The organism is Pantoea sp. At-9b (assembly GCF_000175935.2).
Classification (GTDB): Bacteria; Pseudomonadota; Gammaproteobacteria; order Enterobacterales; family Enterobacteriaceae; genus Pantoea.
The window spans coordinates 1,818,414-1,834,971 of record NC_014837.1; the positions used below are offsets into that span (position 1 = coordinate 1,818,414).

20 protein-coding genes, 1 pseudogene, 1 riboswitch and 1 other annotated feature are annotated in these 16,558 nt (G+C 53.1%); of the genes and pseudogenes, 16 read left to right on the top strand and 5 right to left on the bottom strand.

The features are described from left to right. Positions 1-30: 30 nt before the first annotated feature. From PAT9B_RS08310 to hxpB, 3 genes and pseudogenes are all read right to left on the bottom strand, one after another. Positions 31-396, bottom strand: a pseudogene (locus tag PAT9B_RS08310) (phosphopyruvate hydratase); the annotation flags it as partial. Between the two features lie 16 nt (positions 397-412). After that, positions 413-598: a hypothetical protein gene (locus PAT9B_RS30560; RefSeq protein ID WP_150105778.1), complete on the bottom strand. Its 186-nt coding sequence runs from the start codon at positions 596-598 to the stop codon at positions 413-415. Between the two features lie 127 nt (positions 599-725). Then, a riboswitch (Fluoride riboswitch) is annotated at positions 726-794 on the bottom strand. Positions 795-832: 38 nt separating this feature from the next. Continuing rightward, complete coding sequence (hxpB, locus tag PAT9B_RS08320; protein WP_013508816.1) at positions 833-1,501, bottom strand: hexitol phosphatase HxpB; 669 nt, start codon at positions 1,499-1,501, stop codon at positions 833-835. A 123-nt stretch (positions 1,502-1,624) separates the two neighbouring features. Between hxpB and PAT9B_RS08325 the strand changes: the two genes are divergently transcribed. Beyond that, complete coding sequence (locus PAT9B_RS08325) at positions 1,625-2,161, top strand: YniB family protein (RefSeq protein WP_013508817.1); 537 nt, start codon at positions 1,625-1,627, stop codon at positions 2,159-2,161. A gap of 4 nt (positions 2,162-2,165) precedes the next feature. Here PAT9B_RS08325 and PAT9B_RS08330 read toward each other — a convergent pair whose 3' ends face one another. Further along, entirely contained in the window at positions 2,166-3,059 is an 894-nt protein-coding gene (locus tag PAT9B_RS08330; protein ID WP_013508818.1) for a fructosamine kinase family protein, read from the bottom strand. A gap of 90 nt (positions 3,060-3,149) precedes the next feature. Continuing rightward, complete coding sequence (ghoS, locus tag PAT9B_RS08335; RefSeq protein ID WP_013508819.1) at positions 3,150-3,434, bottom strand: type V toxin-antitoxin system endoribonuclease antitoxin GhoS; 285 nt, start codon at positions 3,432-3,434, stop codon at positions 3,150-3,152. A gap of 331 nt (positions 3,435-3,765) precedes the next feature. Here ghoS and PAT9B_RS08340 point away from each other — a divergent pair, with 331 nt between their 5' ends. The 15 genes from PAT9B_RS08340 to PAT9B_RS08405 all read left to right on the top strand — a co-directional run bounded on the left by PAT9B_RS08340 (position 3,766) and on the right by PAT9B_RS08405 (position 16,505). Continuing rightward, the gene (locus PAT9B_RS08340) at positions 3,766-4,527 is read left to right on the top strand and encodes a YdiY family protein (protein WP_013508820.1); all 762 of its coding nucleotides are present in this window, start codon (positions 3,766-3,768) and stop codon (positions 4,525-4,527) included. Positions 4,528-4,771: 244 nt separating this feature from the next. Continuing rightward, positions 4,772-6,700 (top strand): threonine--tRNA ligase, encoded by a 1,929-nt coding sequence (thrS, locus tag PAT9B_RS08345; protein ID WP_013508821.1) that lies wholly within the window; start codon positions 4,772-4,774, stop codon positions 6,698-6,700. 3 nt (positions 6,701-6,703) lie between these two features. Further along, on the top strand, positions 6,704-7,246 hold the full coding sequence (infC, locus tag PAT9B_RS08350; protein ID WP_013508822.1) for a translation initiation factor IF-3: 543 nt from the start codon (positions 6,704-6,706) through the stop codon (positions 7,244-7,246). A gap of 101 nt (positions 7,247-7,347) precedes the next feature. Further along, complete coding sequence (gene rpmI, locus PAT9B_RS08355) at positions 7,348-7,545, top strand: 50S ribosomal protein L35 (RefSeq protein WP_006118955.1); 198 nt, start codon at positions 7,348-7,350, stop codon at positions 7,543-7,545. Between the two features lie 42 nt (positions 7,546-7,587). After that, positions 7,588-7,944, top strand: a complete 357-nt coding sequence (rplT, locus tag PAT9B_RS08360) for a 50S ribosomal protein L20 (protein ID WP_007892678.1) — start codon at positions 7,588-7,590, stop codon at positions 7,942-7,944. Between the two features lie 115 nt (positions 7,945-8,059). Then, positions 8,060-8,185: a sequence feature (Phe leader region), on the top strand. Then, positions 8,065-8,109: a pheST operon leader peptide PheM gene (pheM, locus tag PAT9B_RS31090; RefSeq protein WP_106120997.1), complete on the top strand. Its 45-nt coding sequence runs from the start codon at positions 8,065-8,067 to the stop codon at positions 8,107-8,109. Its footprint overlaps the feature before it by 45 nt. Before the next feature lie 71 nt (positions 8,186-8,256). Next, positions 8,257-9,240 carry a phenylalanine--tRNA ligase subunit alpha gene (pheS, locus tag PAT9B_RS08365; RefSeq protein ID WP_013508823.1) on the top strand — a complete coding sequence of 328 codons (984 nt, stop codon included), beginning with the start codon at positions 8,257-8,259 and terminating at the stop codon, positions 9,238-9,240. A 14-nt stretch (positions 9,241-9,254) separates the two neighbouring features. Next, complete coding sequence (pheT, locus tag PAT9B_RS08370; protein ID WP_013508824.1) at positions 9,255-11,642, top strand: phenylalanine--tRNA ligase subunit beta; 2,388 nt, start codon at positions 9,255-9,257, stop codon at positions 11,640-11,642. A gap of 4 nt (positions 11,643-11,646) precedes the next feature. Next, positions 11,647-11,949 (top strand): integration host factor subunit alpha, encoded by a 303-nt coding sequence (ihfA, locus tag PAT9B_RS08375; RefSeq protein WP_007892687.1) that lies wholly within the window; start codon positions 11,647-11,649, stop codon positions 11,947-11,949. A 193-nt stretch (positions 11,950-12,142) separates the two neighbouring features. Further along, the gene (locus tag PAT9B_RS08380; protein WP_013508825.1) at positions 12,143-12,499 is read left to right on the top strand and encodes a DUF2502 domain-containing protein; all 357 of its coding nucleotides are present in this window, start codon (positions 12,143-12,145) and stop codon (positions 12,497-12,499) included. A 98-nt stretch (positions 12,500-12,597) separates the two neighbouring features. Next, positions 12,598-13,581 (top strand): vitamin B12 ABC transporter permease BtuC, encoded by a 984-nt coding sequence (gene btuC, locus PAT9B_RS08385; protein WP_013508826.1) that lies wholly within the window; start codon positions 12,598-12,600, stop codon positions 13,579-13,581. Between the two features lie 40 nt (positions 13,582-13,621). Then, a complete protein-coding gene (locus PAT9B_RS08390; protein WP_013508827.1) occupies positions 13,622-14,164 on the top strand; it encodes a glutathione peroxidase in 543 nt (180 codons plus the stop codon). A 3-nt stretch (positions 14,165-14,167) separates the two neighbouring features. After that, positions 14,168-14,914: a vitamin B12 ABC transporter ATP-binding protein BtuD gene (btuD, locus tag PAT9B_RS08395; protein WP_041525770.1), complete on the top strand. Its 747-nt coding sequence runs from the start codon at positions 14,168-14,170 to the stop codon at positions 14,912-14,914. A gap of 74 nt (positions 14,915-14,988) precedes the next feature. Next, on the top strand, positions 14,989-15,447 hold the full coding sequence (locus PAT9B_RS08400; RefSeq protein ID WP_013508829.1) for an NlpC/P60 family protein: 459 nt from the start codon (positions 14,989-14,991) through the stop codon (positions 15,445-15,447). A gap of 314 nt (positions 15,448-15,761) precedes the next feature. After that, on the top strand, positions 15,762-16,505 hold the full coding sequence (locus PAT9B_RS08405) for an EAL domain-containing protein (protein WP_041525932.1): 744 nt from the start codon (positions 15,762-15,764) through the stop codon (positions 16,503-16,505). Positions 16,506-16,558 lie beyond the last annotated feature (53 nt).

The window sequence follows — 16,558 nt, forward strand, 5'->3', positions numbered from 1 at the left end:
CGCTACCCTGACGTACTGCCTCGGTCAGTGAAGGCGCGCCACCGCCAGGGAAACGCCCAAAATGGCATTGGCACCGAGTCGGCTTTTATTCTCCGTACCATCCAACGCCAGCATGCGCGTATCGATTGTGCGTTGCTCACGGATATCGCTGCCGATCAGCCGCGCATTGATGTCGCTGTTAACCGCTTGCACCGCATCACGCCCCCCTTTGCCGCCAAAACGATGGCTGTCGCCATCACGACGTTCGTTGACTTCACGCGAGCCGGTGCTGGCACCGGAGGGCACGGAGGCTCTGGCCATTTGTCCGTCAGTAGTAAAAGCATCCACTTCCACCGTGGGGTTGCCCCGTGAGTCAAGAATTTCACGGGCGATTACTCTATCCAGTGTAAAACTCATCATTACCTCACAAGAATTAGCGTTTCAGGTGTTTGATCAGGATGTCGACCTGAAGATGATTAATATCGTCCACCGAGTGCGAGGACAGCCCACCAAAGCGGCGATTACGGTGCCCGGCAATCACCCGATCGATGCCGAGTTCCGCGACACATTTTTCAACCTGTGCACGCTGGCACAGGGTCACCATTTGGAGAATCTTCACGGCGGTGTCGTGCGCTTTCCTGCCAGGTGGTGGCATGGAACGGGGTAAGACCAAAGCGATATATCATGGGGCGGGCCGGGAGGAACAGTCAATTCAGGACGGCCTGACATACCTCTTGTGAGCAAGAGTCATATCAGGCGTCATCAGCCCTTAATGGGGCGGTTGGGTAAGGTGGAACGCCATCACCTTGTTAGCGCAGTATCAGCAGAATTCAGCCAGACGCTGCTTTTGGGCTTATCCGTGCAAATGCCCGGCAGCCAGTTGGGTGAGGTCATCGAGGCGGACATTGGCCAGCGCCCAGCGTGCATCAGCGCGATGCTCCGCCGCAGGTACCACGATAGAGCGCATACGCGCGGCTTTGCTGGCGACCATGCCGTTAAAGGAATCTTCCAGTGCCACGCAGTTGAGGGGGTCAATACCCAGCTGTGCGGCGGCATCCAGATAAACCTGTGGATGAGGTTTGCTGTAGGGAAGATGCTCGGCAGAGGCGATCTGGTCAAAATAGTGGCGCAGGTTAAACATCTCCAGCACCCGCTCCAGCATATGCAGCGGTGAGGCGGAGGCGAGGGCGATTTTCAGTCCCTGTTCCCGACATAACTGTAGCGCCTGTTCCACGCCGGGCAGCAGAGGACGGGTCTCTTCCACCAGCGCCAATGCGCGCGCGATGATGCGCTGCGTAACTTCTTGTTGGTCCGGGCCATTCCACGGTAGCGTTTCGTACCACATGCGCACGGTCTGGTCGATGCGTAATCCCAGGGTATCCGGTAATTCGTGGCGGCGGGTCAGATCTACCCCCAGTGAGGCAAAAATATCGAGTTCGGCGCGATCCCACAGCGGTTCTGAGTCGATCAGTAATCCGTCCATATCAAAAATGGCGGCCAGAACAGGGCGACGATAAGACATACTACAGCTCCGTTTGAAATTTGACCTACCTTACCATGACTCAGCATGCTGCGCTTTTTTCAGGAAAAAAAGATGCAGTGCAGGTAGACTTAGGGCAAATCTTATTCCGTTCAGGGAGACACCATGACTTACCAACAGGCTGGCCGTATCGCCATCCTCAAGCGAGTGGCTGGCTGGGTGATTTTTATTCCGGCGCTGCTGTCCACCATTATCTCCATCTTGGGTTTTATGTTTAAGCACAGCGAAAAGCAGCCTGGCATTGACGCCGTGATGCTTGATTTTGTGCATGTCATGATTGATATGGTGAAGTTCAACACCCCGTTTCTCAGTTTCTTTTGGCAAAATTCGCCGGTGCCGGAATTTAACGGCGGCACCAATATCGGTTTCTGGATTATCTATTTTTTGATTTTTGTCGGGATCGCGTTGCAGGCTTCAGGTGCCCGCATGTGGCGTCAGTCACGCCATATTAAAGAGGGGATTGAGGACCAGTTGATTCTTGAGCAAGCCAAGGGCAGCGAAGGCCGCACCCGGGCGCAGCTGGAGGAGAAGATCAATGTCCCACGCCACACCATTCTGTTGCAGGTGTTTCCGTTGTATGTGCTGCCGATTGTCATCGCCATTGCCGGTTACTTCGTGCTGAAACTGCTCGGTCTGCTGTAATGCGTCAGGCCGGTCTGGCCTGACGTTGTCCCAGAACATCTTCATCCAGCAACTGGCCAATGGCGAACGTCGCTTCGTCGGTCCAGTTGCCGCCAAACACGTTGGCACGGTTTAGCAGATAGTAGAGTTGGTACACCGGCTGGCGTTGCGAGAACCCTTCTGGCAACGGCCAGACCGAATGATACCCTTCGTAAATCTGCCGCGGCAGCTCAGCGTAATAACTCAACATCGCCAGGTCACATTCGCGATCGCCCCAGTAGCAGGCGGGATCAAAAATCCACGGCCCGCCAGGACTGCCGGCGCAATTTGCTGGCCATAAATCGCCATGCAGCAATGAAGGTTGTGGATGGTGGTTGGTGAGCGCGCGTTGCACACAATCGACAATCAAGTCGGTATCACCATAATTGACACCTTTCTCTGCCGCCAGTTGCAGTTGCCAGCCAATGCGCTGTTCGGCAAAAAAGACCGACCAGCGGCGCAGCCAGCTATTGGGTTGGGGCGTGGTGGTGATGTTGTTGTCGTAATCGAGGCCAAACTGCGGCTGTTCGCTCCACTGATGCAGGTGCGCCAGTTGTTGGCCGAGCTGAAATGCGGTGTGTTCATTGAGGGGTTCCGGCGGCAGATACTCCAGCAGCAGGAAACTGGTATCGCGATCGTTGCCCACACCGTAGACCTCAGGGACGCGGACCGTGTGGGTGCGCGCCAGCAGCGCCAGCTGATCGGCTTCCCAGCTGAACAGTGTGAGCATATCGCGCGTGTTACATTTGACGAAGACGTCCAGTGTGCCATAACGAATGCGCCAGGCAGGATGGACATCGCCCCCAGGCAGTTCGTGGCGTTCAGTGATTTCGGCATCGCCGGCGTATTCGCTTAACAGTCGACTAATGGCTGACCACATAGGGTAATCCTCTTTATTCGCTGCCTGAGTTCAATTGTAACGCTCAAAACCTGAACAAAACCAGCACCGGCGCGCGCTTTTCACATCTCGTTAGGGTTGTGCTTTTAAAAAAGCTTCCAGGGTGGTGACTTCAACATCGGGTTTTTCTCCCAGCGCGACCGAGGCCAGTCCGGCGGCCTGTTCGGCCAGCACCTGCTCTTCGAGTGCACTGATGACACCGAAGCTGTTAGTCCCCAGTTCGTGTGGGTGGCCCTCAGCATCATTTAACGTGGTGTTATAACCCGCATTAAGCATTTCGCTGTTGAGGGATTGCAGGTCACTCAGTCCCTTCTCCTGATAATGAAAGGTCACAATGTAACGCTTTAAGTCGCTCATCTTTCACCTCATTGTTCTGGAACAGATGTCAGCGTAGACCAGTGGGCCAGATTGAGCGAATTTACAGCAATTTGGCGCGGGATAACCTGAAATAATCGCGCAGAGGTGTTCGGAAAATTCTTGTAGCAATTCGGCTGCTATTTCGCTAATTGCCCTCTATAATGCGCGCGGTTAATGGGAATAATCCCATTTAGCGCGCGGCCTCAGCGCAAAACCAGGCTTTTCCGTTGACTTCATACTTTTTTACAAAACTTACCGTAAATTGCGTTGATCGTCCGGGAAAACTCTTCAGACTCATCACTTTTTAAACCGTCGTACGGATCACATTTAAATGAAAGCCTTCAACAAGCTGTCCGCTGTTCTTTTGCTCTCTGCTGGAGCATTTTGTCACCAGGCATTTGCAGATAACACCGTCTTCACCTCCATGGATGACCCTTCAACGGCGAAAAAACCGTTTGAAGGCAGCGCGTCAGCGGGTTACCTGGCGCAAACCGGTAACACCACCAGTTCTGCGCTGAGTGCCTCGACGTCAATGACGTGGTATCAGACCAGCACCGCCTATAGTCTGTGGGGTAACGCGGCGAACAACTCATCCAATGATGTGCGTTCTTCCGAGACCTACAACATCGGTGGCCGTACCCGTTATAACCTCAACAGCGCTGACTACCTGTTTGGTCAGGCCAGCTGGCTGAGCGACCGCTTCAATGGCTACGATTCACGCGACGTTCTGACCGCCGGTTATGGTCGTCAGCTGTTGAATGGTCCGGTGCACTCGCTGCGTGCTGAATTTGGTCCGGGTGTCCGTTATGACGATTTCCACGATGGTGGTCATGAAACCAAGGCGCTGGGCTACGGTGCGGTGAGCTATCAGTGGCAGCTGACCGATACCACCAAATTTATCCAGGGTGTTTCTGTGCTGAGCAGTTTCGGCGAAGACACCACGGTGAACTCAGAAACCGGTCTTCAGGTGGCGATTAACGAACACTTTGCGCTGAAACTGGCGTACAACGTGACCTGGAACAACAATCCGCCGGAATCTGCGCCGGATCGTACCGATACCAAAACCACCATTCAGCTCTCTTACGCTATGTAAGCTTGCCTGATGGAGATCACCGCTGCCTGGCGACGCCACGCAGCGGTTTTTTTTTAGCTGACGCAGGCTTAGCGCATTTTCTGCGGGTTTTGCTCATCGCGGAAAGCTGTTATCATTTGCGGCGCTTTATTTCCCCGGCGTCATTCCGACAATGTGGGTCTGACATTACGCCGGGTTACCCTTATTGAACTCAATGTTGCATGTAGGCTTTCGTGTGGCTTACCACTGCAATTAAGGATATGAAATGCCAGTAATTACTCTTCCTGATGGCAGCCAGCGCAGTTTTGACCGTCCGGTCAGCGTGATGGATATCGCGTTAGATATCGGACCGGGTCTGGCGAAAGCCTGTATTGCCGGACGCGTGAATGGCGAGTTGGTGGACGCGGTTGATCTGATTCATGACGATGCTCAGGTGGCGATTATCACCGCCAAAGATGAGGCGGGTCTGGAAATCATCCGTCACTCCTGTGCGCACCTGTTGGGTCATGCTATCAAACAGCTGTGGCCGAACACCAAAATGGCCATTGGCCCGGTGATCGATAACGGCTTCTATTATGATGTCGATCTCGACCATACCCTGACTCAGGAAGATATCGAGCAGCTGGAGAAGCGTATGCACCAGCTGGCAGAGACCAATTACGACGTTATCAAGAAAAAGGTGAGCTGGCAGGAGGCGCGTGACGTCTTTGCTGCGCGTGGTGAAAGCTACAAAACCACCATTCTTGATGAAAACATCAGCCATGATGACCGTCCGGGTCTGTATCATCATGAAGAATACATCGACATGTGCCGTGGTCCGCACGTGCCGAACATGCGTTTTTGCCATCACTTTAAGCTGCAAAAAATCTCCGGCGCTTACTGGCGCGGCGACAGCAACAACAAAATGTTGCAGCGTATCTATGGCACCGCATGGGCCGATAAAAAGCAGCTGGCTGCCTATTTGCAGCGTCTGGAAGAGGCGGCGAAACGCGATCACCGTAAAATCGGTAAGCAGCTCGACCTCTACCACATGCAGGAAGAAGCGCCGGGCATGGTGTTCTGGCACAATGACGGCTGGACCATCTTCCGCGAGCTGGAAGTGTTTGTTCGCAGCAAGCTGAAAGAGTACCAGTACCAGGAAGTAAAAGGTCCGTTCATGATGGACCGTGTGCTGTGGGAAAAAACCGGGCACTGGGAAAACTATAAAGAAGCGATGTTCACCACCTCCTCGGAGAACCGTGAATACTGCATCAAACCGATGAACTGCCCGGGGCATGTCCAGATCTTTAATCAGGGTCTGAAATCCTACCGCGATCTGCCGCTGCGTATGGCGGAGTTCGGCAGCTGCCATCGTAATGAGCCGTCAGGTTCGTTGCATGGCCTGATGCGTGTGCGTGGCTTCACCCAGGATGATGCTCACATCTTCTGTACCGAAGATCAGGTACGTGATGAAGTGAACAGCTGTATCCGGATGGTGTATGACATGTATAGCACCTTCGGTTTCGAAAAAATTGTGGTAAAACTGTCTACCCGTCCGGAAAAACGTATCGGTACCGATGAAATGTGGGACCGTGCGGAAGTGGACCTGGCGGAAGCACTGAAAGAAAACCAGATTCCGTTTGAATATCAACCGGGCGAAGGGGCTTTCTACGGTCCGAAAATTGAATTCACCCTGCACGATTGTCTTGATCGCGCCTGGCAGTGTGGCACCGTTCAGCTAGACTTCTCGCTGCCGAAGCGTCTGGACGCCACCTATGTGGGTGAAAACAACGATCGTCAGACTCCGGTCATGATTCACCGCGCGATTCTGGGCTCAATGGAGCGCTTTATCGGTATTCTGACCGAAGAGTTTGCTGGCTTCTTCCCAAGCTGGCTGGCTCCGGTTCAGGCGGTGGTGATGAATATCACCGACAGTCAGGCAGAATATGTCAGCGAATTGACAAAGAAATTGCAGAATGCAGGAATTCGTGTCAAAGCAGACTTGAGAAACGAGAAGATAGGCTTTAAAATCCGCGAGCACACATTACGTCGCGTCCCTTATATGCTGGTTTGCGGTGAAAAAGAGGTGGAAGCAGGCAAAGTTGCCGTGCGCACCCGCCGTGGTAAAGACCTCGGGAGCATGGACGTAGATGTGTTTGTTGAGAAGCTGCAACAAGAGATTCGCAGCCGACATCTTCACCAATTGGAGGAATAAGGTATTAAAGGCGGAAAACGAGTACAACCGACGCGTCCTAATCGTATCAACGGCGAAATTCGCGCTACTGAAGTGCGCCTGACAGGCGTTGATGGCGAACAACTTGGCATTGTCTCTCTGCGCGAAGCTATCGAGAAAGCAGAAGAAGCTGGCGTAGATTTAGTTGAAATCAGCCCGAACGCCGAACCGCCGGTTTGCCGTATTATGGATTACGGCAAGTTCCTCTATGAAAAGAGCAAATCTTCTAAGGAACAGAAGAAGAAGCAAAAAGTTATCCAGGTTAAGGAAATTAAATTCCGTCCTGGTACCGACGAAGGCGACTATCAGGTAAAACTCCGCAGCCTGATTCGTTTTCTGGAAGAGGGCGATAAAGCCAAAATCACGCTGCGTTTCCGTGGTCGTGAGATGGCGCACCAACAGATCGGTATTGAAGTGCTTAACCGCGTGAAAGAAGATCTGAGTGAACTGGCAGTGGTCGAATCCTTCCCATCGAAGATCGAAGGCCGCCAGATGATCATGGTGCTCGCACCTAAGAAGAAACAGTAGGCTTTCAAGTAATAAATGCCGCGCAGCGTTCGCGCTGTGCGGGTTTTTTATTCGCCTGTCTGGTTCATTTTATTAACAATGCGAAGTGGATATTTGTAAAAATGCCAAAGATTAAAACTGTACGTGGCGCGGCTAAGCGCTTCAAGAAGACCGCTTCTGGCGGCTTCAAGCGTAAGCACGCGAACCTGCGTCATATTCTGACCAAAAAATCAACTAAGCGTAAACGTCACCTGCGTCCGAAAGGCATGGTGTCTAAAGGCGATCTGGGTCTGGTAGTAGCCTGCCTGCCATACGCTTAAGTTTAATTTTTTAATCATTCAGAATAGAAACAGGAGAGTCCCATGGCTCGCGTAAAACGTGGTGTAATTGCTCGCGCACGTCACAAGAAAATCTTAAAACAAGCTAAAGGCTACTACGGTGCACGTTCACGTGTATACCGCGTTGCCTTCCAGGCTGTTATCAAAGCTGGTCAGTATGCTTACCGTGACCGTCGTCAACGTAAGCGTCAGTTCCGTCAGCTGTGGATCGCGCGTATCAACGCTGCGGCACGTCAGAACGGCATCTCTTACAGCCGTTTCATCAATGGCCTGAAAAAAGCGTCCATTGAAATCGACCGTAAGATCCTGGCAGACATCGCTGTATTCGACAAAGTGACCTTCACGGCACTGGTTGAAAAAGCGAAATCAGCTCTGGCGTAAGTCAGGTAAAAAAGGGAGCTTGCTCCCTTTTTTATTATCCGCAACCCACGCAAAAGATTGACATTTTACGCGCCGCGCTTTTCAATAGGGCCGTTGAAATCATCACAAGGTAACGCAAGCATGAATGCTGCTATTTTCCGTTTCTTTTTTTACTTTAGCGCCTGACATCCGGGGGCTTTTGCGCATAAGAAAAGAAACGAAAAATCGCGCTGAAAGCCTCCCACGTGGAGGCTTTTTTGTTTCTGGCGACACTACATTGGATCGCGAGATCCCAACGAGAACAGACCAGCCTGACTGGAAGAAGAGGAAATCATGTCCCAACTCGCAGACCTGGTGGCCCGTGCCACGGCCGCCATCGACGAGGCGTCGGATATCGCCGCTCTGGACGCTGTGCGCGTCGAATTCCTGGGGAAAAAAGGCCATCTGACATTACAGATGACCACCCTGCGCGAACTGCCGGCGGAGGAACGTCCGGCGGCCGGTGCGGTTATCAACGACGCCAAGCAGCAGGTACAGGATCGTCTTAACGCGCGTAAAGAGACGCTGGAGAACGCCGCGTTGAATGCGCGTCTGGCGGCAGAAACCATCGACGTTTCACTGCCGGGTCGCCGTACTGAGAACGGTGGTCTGCATCCGGTCACCCGTACCATCGATCGTATCGAAACCTTTTTCGGTGAATTGGGTTTCGCGGTCGCCACCGGGCCGGAAATTGAAGACGACTACCACAACTTTGACGCGCTGAACATTCCGGGTCATCACCCGGCGCGTGCCGATCACGACACCTTCTGGTTCGATGCCACCCGTCTGCTGCGCACCCAAACCTCAGGCGTACAGATTCGTACCATGAAAAATCAGCAGCCGCCGATTCGCATCATCGCGCCGGGCCGTGTGTATCGTAACGATTACGATCAGACCCACACCCCGATGTTCCATCAGATGGAAGGGCTGATTGTGGATAAAGACATCAGCTTTACCAACCTGAAAGGCACGCTGCACGATTTCCTGAATAACTTCTTTGAAGAAAACCTGCAAATCCGCTTCCGCCCGTCTTACTTCCCGTTCACCGAACCGTCCGCTGAAGTGGATGTGATGGGCAAAAACGGCAAATGGCTGGAAGTACTGGGTTGCGGCATGGTGCACCCGAACGTGCTGCGTAACGTTGGCATCGATCCGGAAGTTTATTCCGGCTTCGCCTTCGGTATGGGCATGGAGCGTCTGACTATGCTGCGTTATGGCGTGACCGATTTGCGCGCCTTCTTCGAAAATGATTTACGTTTCCTCAAACAATTTAAATAAGGGCAGGTTATCCAATGAAATTCAGTGAACTCTGGTTACGCGAATGGGTAAATCCAGCCCTGGACAGCGCCGCGCTGTCTGAGCAAATCACTATGGCCGGTCTGGAAGTCGACGGCGTTGATGCTGTTGCCGGTGCTTTTAACGGTGTTGTCGTGGGTGAAGTGGTGGAGTGCGGCCAACATCCTAACGCGGACAAACTGCGTGTCACCAAAATCAATGTCGGCGGCGATCGTCTGCTGGATATCGTCTGTGGTGCACCGAACTGCCGTCAGGGCCTGAAAGTTGCGGTCGCAACCGTGGGCGCGGTACTGCCGGGTGATTTTAAGATTAAAGCGGCCAAGCTGCGCGGTGAACCGTCTGAAGGCATGCTGTGTTCCTTCTCTGAGCTGGGTATTTCCGACGATCACAGCGGCATTATTGAATTGCCCGCTGATGCGCCCATCGGCACCGATATTCGCGAATACCTGAAGCTGGACGATAACACCATCGAAATCAGCGTGACGCCGAACCGTGCTGACTGCCTCGGCATCATCGGTATCGCGCGTGATGTGGCGGTGCTGAACGGCCTGCCGCTGACTGCGCCGGTTATCGAGCCGGTTAAAGCCACCATTAGCGATACTTTCCCGATTCGCGTTGACGCCACCGCTGCCTGCCCGCGCTATCTTGGCCGTGTCGTGAAAGGCGTTAACGTCAAAGCGGCAACCCCGCTGTGGATGCGTGAAAAACTGCGCCGCTGCGGTATCCGCTCTATCGATCCGGTGGTGGATATCACCAACTACGTGTTGCTGGAGCTGGGGCAGCCGATGCATGCCTTTGACCTCGATCGTATCGATGGCGGCATCGTGGTACGCATGGCGAAAGAGGGTGAAAGCCTGACGTTGCTGGACGGTAGTGAGGCAAAACTCAGCAGCGATACGCTGGTGATTGCCGATCATCACAAAGCGCTGGCGATGGGCGGCATCTTCGGTGGCGAACATTCTGGTGTGAATGATGCGACGCAAAACATTCTGTTCGAATGCGCGTACTTCGACCCACTGGCAATTACCGGTCGTGCCCGCCGCCAGGGTCTGCACACCGATGCATCACATCGTTACGAGCGCGGTGTTGATCCGGCACTGCAATACAAAGCGATTGAACGTGCAACCCAGCTGCTGCTGGACATCTGTGGTGGCGCAGCCGGTCCGGTTATCGATCAGACTGACGCCGCGGCATTACCGCCGCGTGCCACCATCCGTCTGCGTCGCGAAAAACTGGACCGTCTGATCGGTCATGTGATTGCGGATGACCAGGTGACCGATATCCTGACGCGTCTGGGTTGTGAAGTCACGGTGAGCGCCGGTGAGTGGACGGCCATCGCGCCGAGCTGGCGTTTCGACATGGCTATTGAAGAAGATCTGGTTGAGGAAGTGGCGCGTATTTACGGCTACAACAACATCCCGGATGTCCCGGTCAAGGCCAGCCTGGTGATGACGCAGCATCGCGAAGCCGATTTGTCGCTGAAACGCGCCAAAACACTGCTGGTGGATAAAGGCTATCAGGAAGCGATTACCTACAGTTTCGTCGACCCGAAAGTCCAGCAACTGCTGCATCCGGGCGAAGAAGCGCTGATTCTGCCCAGCCCGATTTCCAGCGATATGTCGGCGATGCGCCTGTCATTATGGACCGGTTTACTGGGGGCGGTGGTGTACAACCAGAACCGTCAGCAGAGCCGTGTACGCCTGTTTGAGAGCGGTTTGCGCTTTGTACCTGATACTCAGGCCGATCTCGGTATCCGTCAGGATCTTATGCTGGCGGGCGTATTGAGCGGTAATCGCAATGAAGAGCATTGGGATCTGGCGCGTCAGACGGTTGACTTCTATGATTTAAAAGGCGATTTAGAGTCGCTGCTGGATTTAACCGGCAAACTGGATGCGATTTCTTTCCGTGCCGAAGCAAATCCAGCGCTCCATCCGGGACAAAGTGCAGCAATTTATTTACACGACGAACGAATCGGATTTATCGGGGTGGTTCATCCGGAGCTGGAACGTAAGCTGGATCTCAACGGCCGCACCTTAGTGTTTGAACTGCTTTGGAATAAGGTCGCAGACCGCGTCCTGCCTGATGCGCGCGAGATTTCTCGCTTCCCGGCGAACCGTCGTGATATCGCTGTGGTAGTGGCTGAAAACGTGCCCGCAGCAGATATCATCGCGGAGTGTAAGAAAGTTGGCGTAAATCAGGTAGTTGGCGTAAACTTGTTTGACGTGTACCGTGGTAAGGGCGTAAACGAAGGTGAAAAGAGCCTTGCGATTAGCCTGATTTTGCAGGATACCAGCCGGACACTCGAAGAAGAGGAGATTGCCGCGACCGTTGCCAAATGTGTTGCGGCATTAAAAGAGCGATTCCAGGCAACCTTGAGGGATTGAACCTATGGCGCTTACAAAAGCTGAAATGTCAGAGTACCTGTTTGAAAAGCTCGGGCTGAGCAAACGCGACGCCAAAGAGTTGGTCGAGCTATTTTTTGAAGAGGTTCGCCGCGCGTTGGAAAACGGAGAACAGGTTAAACTGTCCGGATTTGGTAATTTTGATCTGCGTGACAAAAACCAGCGTCCGGGCAGAAACCCAAAAACCGGGGAAGATATTCCGATCACTGCCCGTCGGGTGGTGACCTTCCGTCCCGGTCAGAAGTTGAAAAGCCGCGTCGAGAATGCGACACCCAAGGATGCTGACTAATTTCAGTACAACAAAAAGGCCGCTTAGCGGCCTTTTTTATTTTGGTGAGAAAAACGCCATTCTCCATGCTTTTTCCACAATGTAAGGATTGCGTAAGTATGCGGAAAATAGCATGAAAATCGGCACTTGCTGATAGTGACCTCTTCTGCGCTTTTGTTATAACAGCGCCAACACAAAACAAGAGGTTAAGCTGATGAAAAAGACAGCACTTTTATTAAGCATCCTGTTAGGCATGCCGCTGCTCGCCAGTGCGAATGTTTCCGTAAACATCAACACACCGGGCGTATCGATTCATATTGGTGATCAGGATAAACGCGGTTACTTCTGGGATGGTTACGACTGGCGTTCACCTTCATGGTGGAAACAGCATCACAACCAGCGTGTGGGGATGAAAGGTCCGCACGGTTACTGGAACGGTAATGGCTGGCAGACACAGCATCCGGGTAACAAAGAACCGCAGAAGCGCCCGCCACAGCACAACAACCAGCCGCAGCAGAATCACGACAAACGTGATAACCACAACGGCCAACCGATCCCTCCGCGTAATTAATTCCTCATTGACGGTGTCATCCTGACGCCGTCAATGACCTTTCTTTTTGCTGTAATCCCACTACAATCAAATCTCTGTTTTCTCAGCCAATCTTATTTATGACTCTGCTGGATCAGCTTGCCCGCCAGGCAGACCGCCGCAGCCAGCGCTGGCTTATTGCTCTGGGCGCGTTACTGATTATCCTGATGGTGGTAAGCCTGTGTGCCGGTGATAGCTGGATTTCACCGCTGCACTGGTTCTCAGGCGAGGGTGACCTGTTCGTCTGGCAATTACGTCTGCCGCGTACTCTCGCAGTACTGCTGGTGGGGGCGGCGTTGGCCGTTTGCGGCGTGGTGATGCAGGCGCTGTTCAACAATCCGCTGGCCGAACCAGGCTTGCTCGGCGTATCTAATGGCGCGGGTATTGGCCTGGTGCTGGGCGTGATGCTCGGCAACGGTTCCTTGTGGAGCCTCGCGCTGGCGGCAATGGCTGGGGCGCTATTGATCACCCTGATCCTGCTGCACTTCGCCCATCGTCATCTGTCGGTCAGCCGCTTGCTGCTGACAGGTGTTGCATTGGGGATTATTTGCAGTGCGATAATGACCTGGGCGGTGTACTTCAGCACCAGCCTCGATCTACGCCAACTGATGTACTGGATGATGGGTGGGTTTAGCGGCATCGACTGGCGCTATGGCTGGATGATGTTGGCGCTGATCCCGGCCATCCTGGCCCTGATTGCGACGGCACGGGTCCTCAACCTGTTGGCCTTGGGGGAGACTTCAGCGCGTCAGTTGGGCCTGCCAATGCTGCTGTGGCGCAACCTGCTGGTGCTGACCATGGGTTGGTTGGTGGGCGTCAGCGTGGCGATGGCCGGTGCCATAGGCTTTGTCGGGTTGGTTATCCCGCATCTGTTACGCCTCAGTGGTTTCAGCGATCATCGCTATCTGCTCCCGGCAGCCGCGCTGGCAGGAGCCGTGGTATTGTTGGCGGCGGACATTATCGCCCGGCTGGTTCTGACCTCGGCTGAGCTGCCCATCGGCGTGGTGACTGCCACGCTCGGTGCGCCACTGTTTATCGTGTTATTAGTAAAATCCTCGCGCTAGCTATGGCTGGCTCTCTTGGCATCAACAACAGGAATCGACAATGAGCATTTATCAAACAGAACTGGTTACGCTTGACGGTGAAAAAACCACCCTGGAACAGTGGCAGGGTAAGGTGCTGCTGGTGGTGAATGTCGCCTCAAAATGTGGCCTCACGCCGCAATACGAGCAACTGGAAGCGCTGCAAAAGGCGTGGCAGTCACAAGGCTTCAGCGTCCTTGGTTTTCCGTGTAATCAGTTTCTGGAGCAAGAGCCGGGTAGCAGCGAAGAGATCAAAACCTTCTGTAGCACCACCTACGGCGTCACGTTCCCCATGTTTGAAAAGACCGATGTGAATGGTCCGGCGCGCCACGCACTGTACAGCGCCCTGGTGGCGGCCCAGCCGGAAGCGCTGCGTCCGGAAGGCAGCGGTTTTTATGAGCGTATGGTGAGCAAAGGCCGTGCGCCGAAAGCACCGGGCGATATCCTGTGGAATTTCGAAAAATTCCTGATCAATAAGCAAGGTGAAGTGGTTGCGCGTTTCGCGCCGGATATGACGCCGGACGATGCCACCTTGGTTGCCCGTATTAAACAGGCCCTGGCGTAAGGCATGTTAATGCAGTGCCGCGGGGCCAGCGTCACAGGACGGCTGGCCCCCGTCGATCTTGAGCTGCGCGCTGGTGAACTGGTGCATTTGGTGGGGCCGAATGGCGCAGGTAAAAGCACGCTGCTCAACGTGTTGGCCGGTTTGCTGCCGGCAACGGGTGATATTCATCTCTCTGGTCAGCCGTTAGCACAATGGAATGGCGTCGCGTTGGCGCAGACGCGTGGCTGGTTACCACAACAACAGCCCCCCCCGGGACAGATGCCAGTCTGGCATTATCTGCGTATGCATGTGCTCCATGTCACCTCAGAGGCAGACCTGCTGTTATTGCAGGTGCTGGAGAGGCTGGGTCTGCAAGACAAGCTGATGCGCAGTCTGCTGCAACTTTCCGGCGGCGAATGGCAGCGGGTGCGCCTTGCCGCGGTTGTGCTGCAAATTCATCCGGCAATCAATGCGCGTGGCAAATTGCTGTTCCTTGATGAACCGATGAGTGCGCTGGATGTGGCACAGCAACGGGCAGTGGATGGCTTGCTGGCGCAGTTGCGTGCCGCCGGTATCACCATTGTTGCCAGCGGTCATGATCTTAACCACAGCCTGCGCCATGCTGATCGGGTGTGGCTGATGCATCAGTCGAGGCTGGTGGCGCAAGGCACGGCTGATAGCGTACTGACCGTCAGTCAATTGGCACCGCTTTATAATATCCAGTTTCAACGTATAGAAACCCCTCAGGGCGCATTATTGCTGGTGCCGTGAAGGCCAACGCCTTGCGCAAGATAAGGTTTTGCCGCTAAAGTGTTGCTCGGGCAACGGATTTAAGGATTTTTCTGATGCGGCTGATGATGTTGATTCTGGTACTCCTGCTGGCAGGATGCAGTCACCATGCCCCCCCGCCCAATGGTCGCCTGTCCGACTCCATCACCGTCATTGCCCAACTCAATGATCAACTCAATAACTGGCATGGCACCCCTTATCGTTATGGCGGCCTGAGTCGTGGTGGGGTGGATTGTTCCGGCTTTGTCTATCTTACCTTCCGCGATAGATTCGATCTTCAGCTACCGCGCTCGACCGACGCGCAAAGCGATATCGGTACCCGGATTGATAAGGATGATCTATTACCGGGCGATTTGGTGTTCTTTAAAACCGGCAGTGGTGAAAATGGTCTGCATGTGGGTATTTATGATACCGATAACACCTTTATTCATGCCTCTACCAGTCAGGGTGTGATGCGATCGTCGCTGGATAATGTTTACTGGCGAAAAGTATTCTGGCAGGCACGGCGTATTTAGCCGAGGATAGCCAAAAAACACTTTTGGCTAAAAGTGATGCGCGGATATCTGTACTTAAATTAAATTTTCTGCCCCTAAAAATGCTCTGCTTTAAAATGGCACTTTACCTGCGGCGGGTTTAATACTAACAATAATACCTTAATGTAATTTAGCGTATGGATATCAGACCCTGGTTATTTGGCTTAAGGATTATTTCAGCGTTAAAAATGACACCATCAGGCACAAAAGCATCTCTCTTCTAACGTTTGGTCCTATTGCCTGAGCGTTTTCATTGATATACGATGCGCCAATCGCCACTGCTTCTGGCTATTGAAATGAAAGTTCATTTATCTGCCGACTATCAGTCGGAAACCTGGTTTTATCCAGCCTATTCTCTGGCGGGCCAGTTAACTGCGGTTGAACTGGTTACGCAATTTGTCCACGACAGCGCGCCTATCACGCTGCCGCAGGATTTGCTGTTGCCGCAATTAGACGACGCTCAACAACTGCGTTTGCTTCAGAGCCAGCTGACATTACTGGAAAAGTACCGCGAGTTTTTTGAGTTAAATCAAATTACCGCGTTGGTTCGTATTGATGATTCTATGGCAGTGACACTGCTTGAAAGTGAATTTCTGTTAAGGAAATTTAAACAACTGCCGTTTATTGTATTGGATGTCAGCGAGACTTTCCCTCAATTATCGCAGGGTAAATCACATCCACTTTTGAGTGCGCTAAAAAGTGAATTTCGTTTATCACTTTCGCAATTTGGTGCAGGTAAAGCACCGGCGACGGCGGTTTACGATAATCTTTTTAGTGTACTGAAAATGGACAAAAACTTTATTCAGGCGCTGGCAAAACGTGCATCTTTTATACCCTTTATTCAGACGCTTATCGACAATTTCACCAGCGATAGCACGCAGATTATTATTTGCGGCATTGATGATGCAGCGATGCTGGAGAAAGTGACGGCGCTTAGCGGTGCACATTTGCAGGGTAGCCTGTTTCCGGTGGTCAAAGCGGAACGCTTGCATGACCTGATTTATCCCGACGTGACTCTTAATTCTCCGTTGCAGCAGTAATCCATTCATCTGTTATCTCCGCAGTGTCAGCGTTACACTATCCGTTGATTTTC

Excerpts from the sequence above, each read along its gene's own strand:
- ghoS (WP_013508819.1), bottom strand. The coding sequence starts at position 3,434 with ATGAGCGACTTAAAGCGTTACATTGTGACCTTTCATTATCAGGAGAAG.
- thrS (WP_013508821.1), top strand. The coding sequence starts at position 4,772 with ATGCCAGTAATTACTCTTCCTGATGGCAGCCAGCGCAGTTTTGACCGT.
- btuC (WP_013508826.1), top strand. The coding sequence starts at position 12,598 with ATGACTCTGCTGGATCAGCTTGCCCGCCAGGCAGACCGCCGCAGCCAG.
- hxpB (WP_013508816.1), bottom strand. The coding sequence starts at position 1,501 with ATGTCTTATCGTCGCCCTGTTCTGGCCGCCATTTTTGATATGGACGGA.
- pheS (WP_013508823.1), top strand. The coding sequence starts at position 8,257 with ATGTCCCAACTCGCAGACCTGGTGGCCCGTGCCACGGCCGCCATCGAC.
- ihfA (WP_007892687.1), top strand. The coding sequence starts at position 11,647 with ATGGCGCTTACAAAAGCTGAAATGTCAGAGTACCTGTTTGAAAAGCTC.
- PAT9B_RS08340 (WP_013508820.1), top strand. The coding sequence starts at position 3,766 with ATGAAAGCCTTCAACAAGCTGTCCGCTGTTCTTTTGCTCTCTGCTGGA.
- PAT9B_RS08380 (WP_013508825.1), top strand. The coding sequence starts at position 12,143 with ATGAAAAAGACAGCACTTTTATTAAGCATCCTGTTAGGCATGCCGCTG.
- PAT9B_RS08325 (WP_013508817.1), top strand. The coding sequence starts at position 1,625 with ATGACTTACCAACAGGCTGGCCGTATCGCCATCCTCAAGCGAGTGGCT.
- rplT (WP_007892678.1), top strand. The coding sequence starts at position 7,588 with ATGGCTCGCGTAAAACGTGGTGTAATTGCTCGCGCACGTCACAAGAAA.
- pheT (WP_013508824.1), top strand. The coding sequence starts at position 9,255 with ATGAAATTCAGTGAACTCTGGTTACGCGAATGGGTAAATCCAGCCCTG.
- btuD (WP_041525770.1), top strand. The coding sequence starts at position 14,168 with ATGTTAATGCAGTGCCGCGGGGCCAGCGTCACAGGACGGCTGGCCCCC.
- rpmI (WP_006118955.1), top strand. The coding sequence starts at position 7,348 with ATGCCAAAGATTAAAACTGTACGTGGCGCGGCTAAGCGCTTCAAGAAG.
- PAT9B_RS08405 (WP_041525932.1), top strand. The coding sequence starts at position 15,762 with ATGAAAGTTCATTTATCTGCCGACTATCAGTCGGAAACCTGGTTTTAT.
- PAT9B_RS08330 (WP_013508818.1), bottom strand. The coding sequence starts at position 3,059 with ATGTGGTCAGCCATTAGTCGACTGTTAAGCGAATACGCCGGCGATGCC.
- PAT9B_RS08390 (WP_013508827.1), top strand. The coding sequence starts at position 13,622 with ATGAGCATTTATCAAACAGAACTGGTTACGCTTGACGGTGAAAAAACC.
- PAT9B_RS08400 (WP_013508829.1), top strand. The coding sequence starts at position 14,989 with ATGCGGCTGATGATGTTGATTCTGGTACTCCTGCTGGCAGGATGCAGT.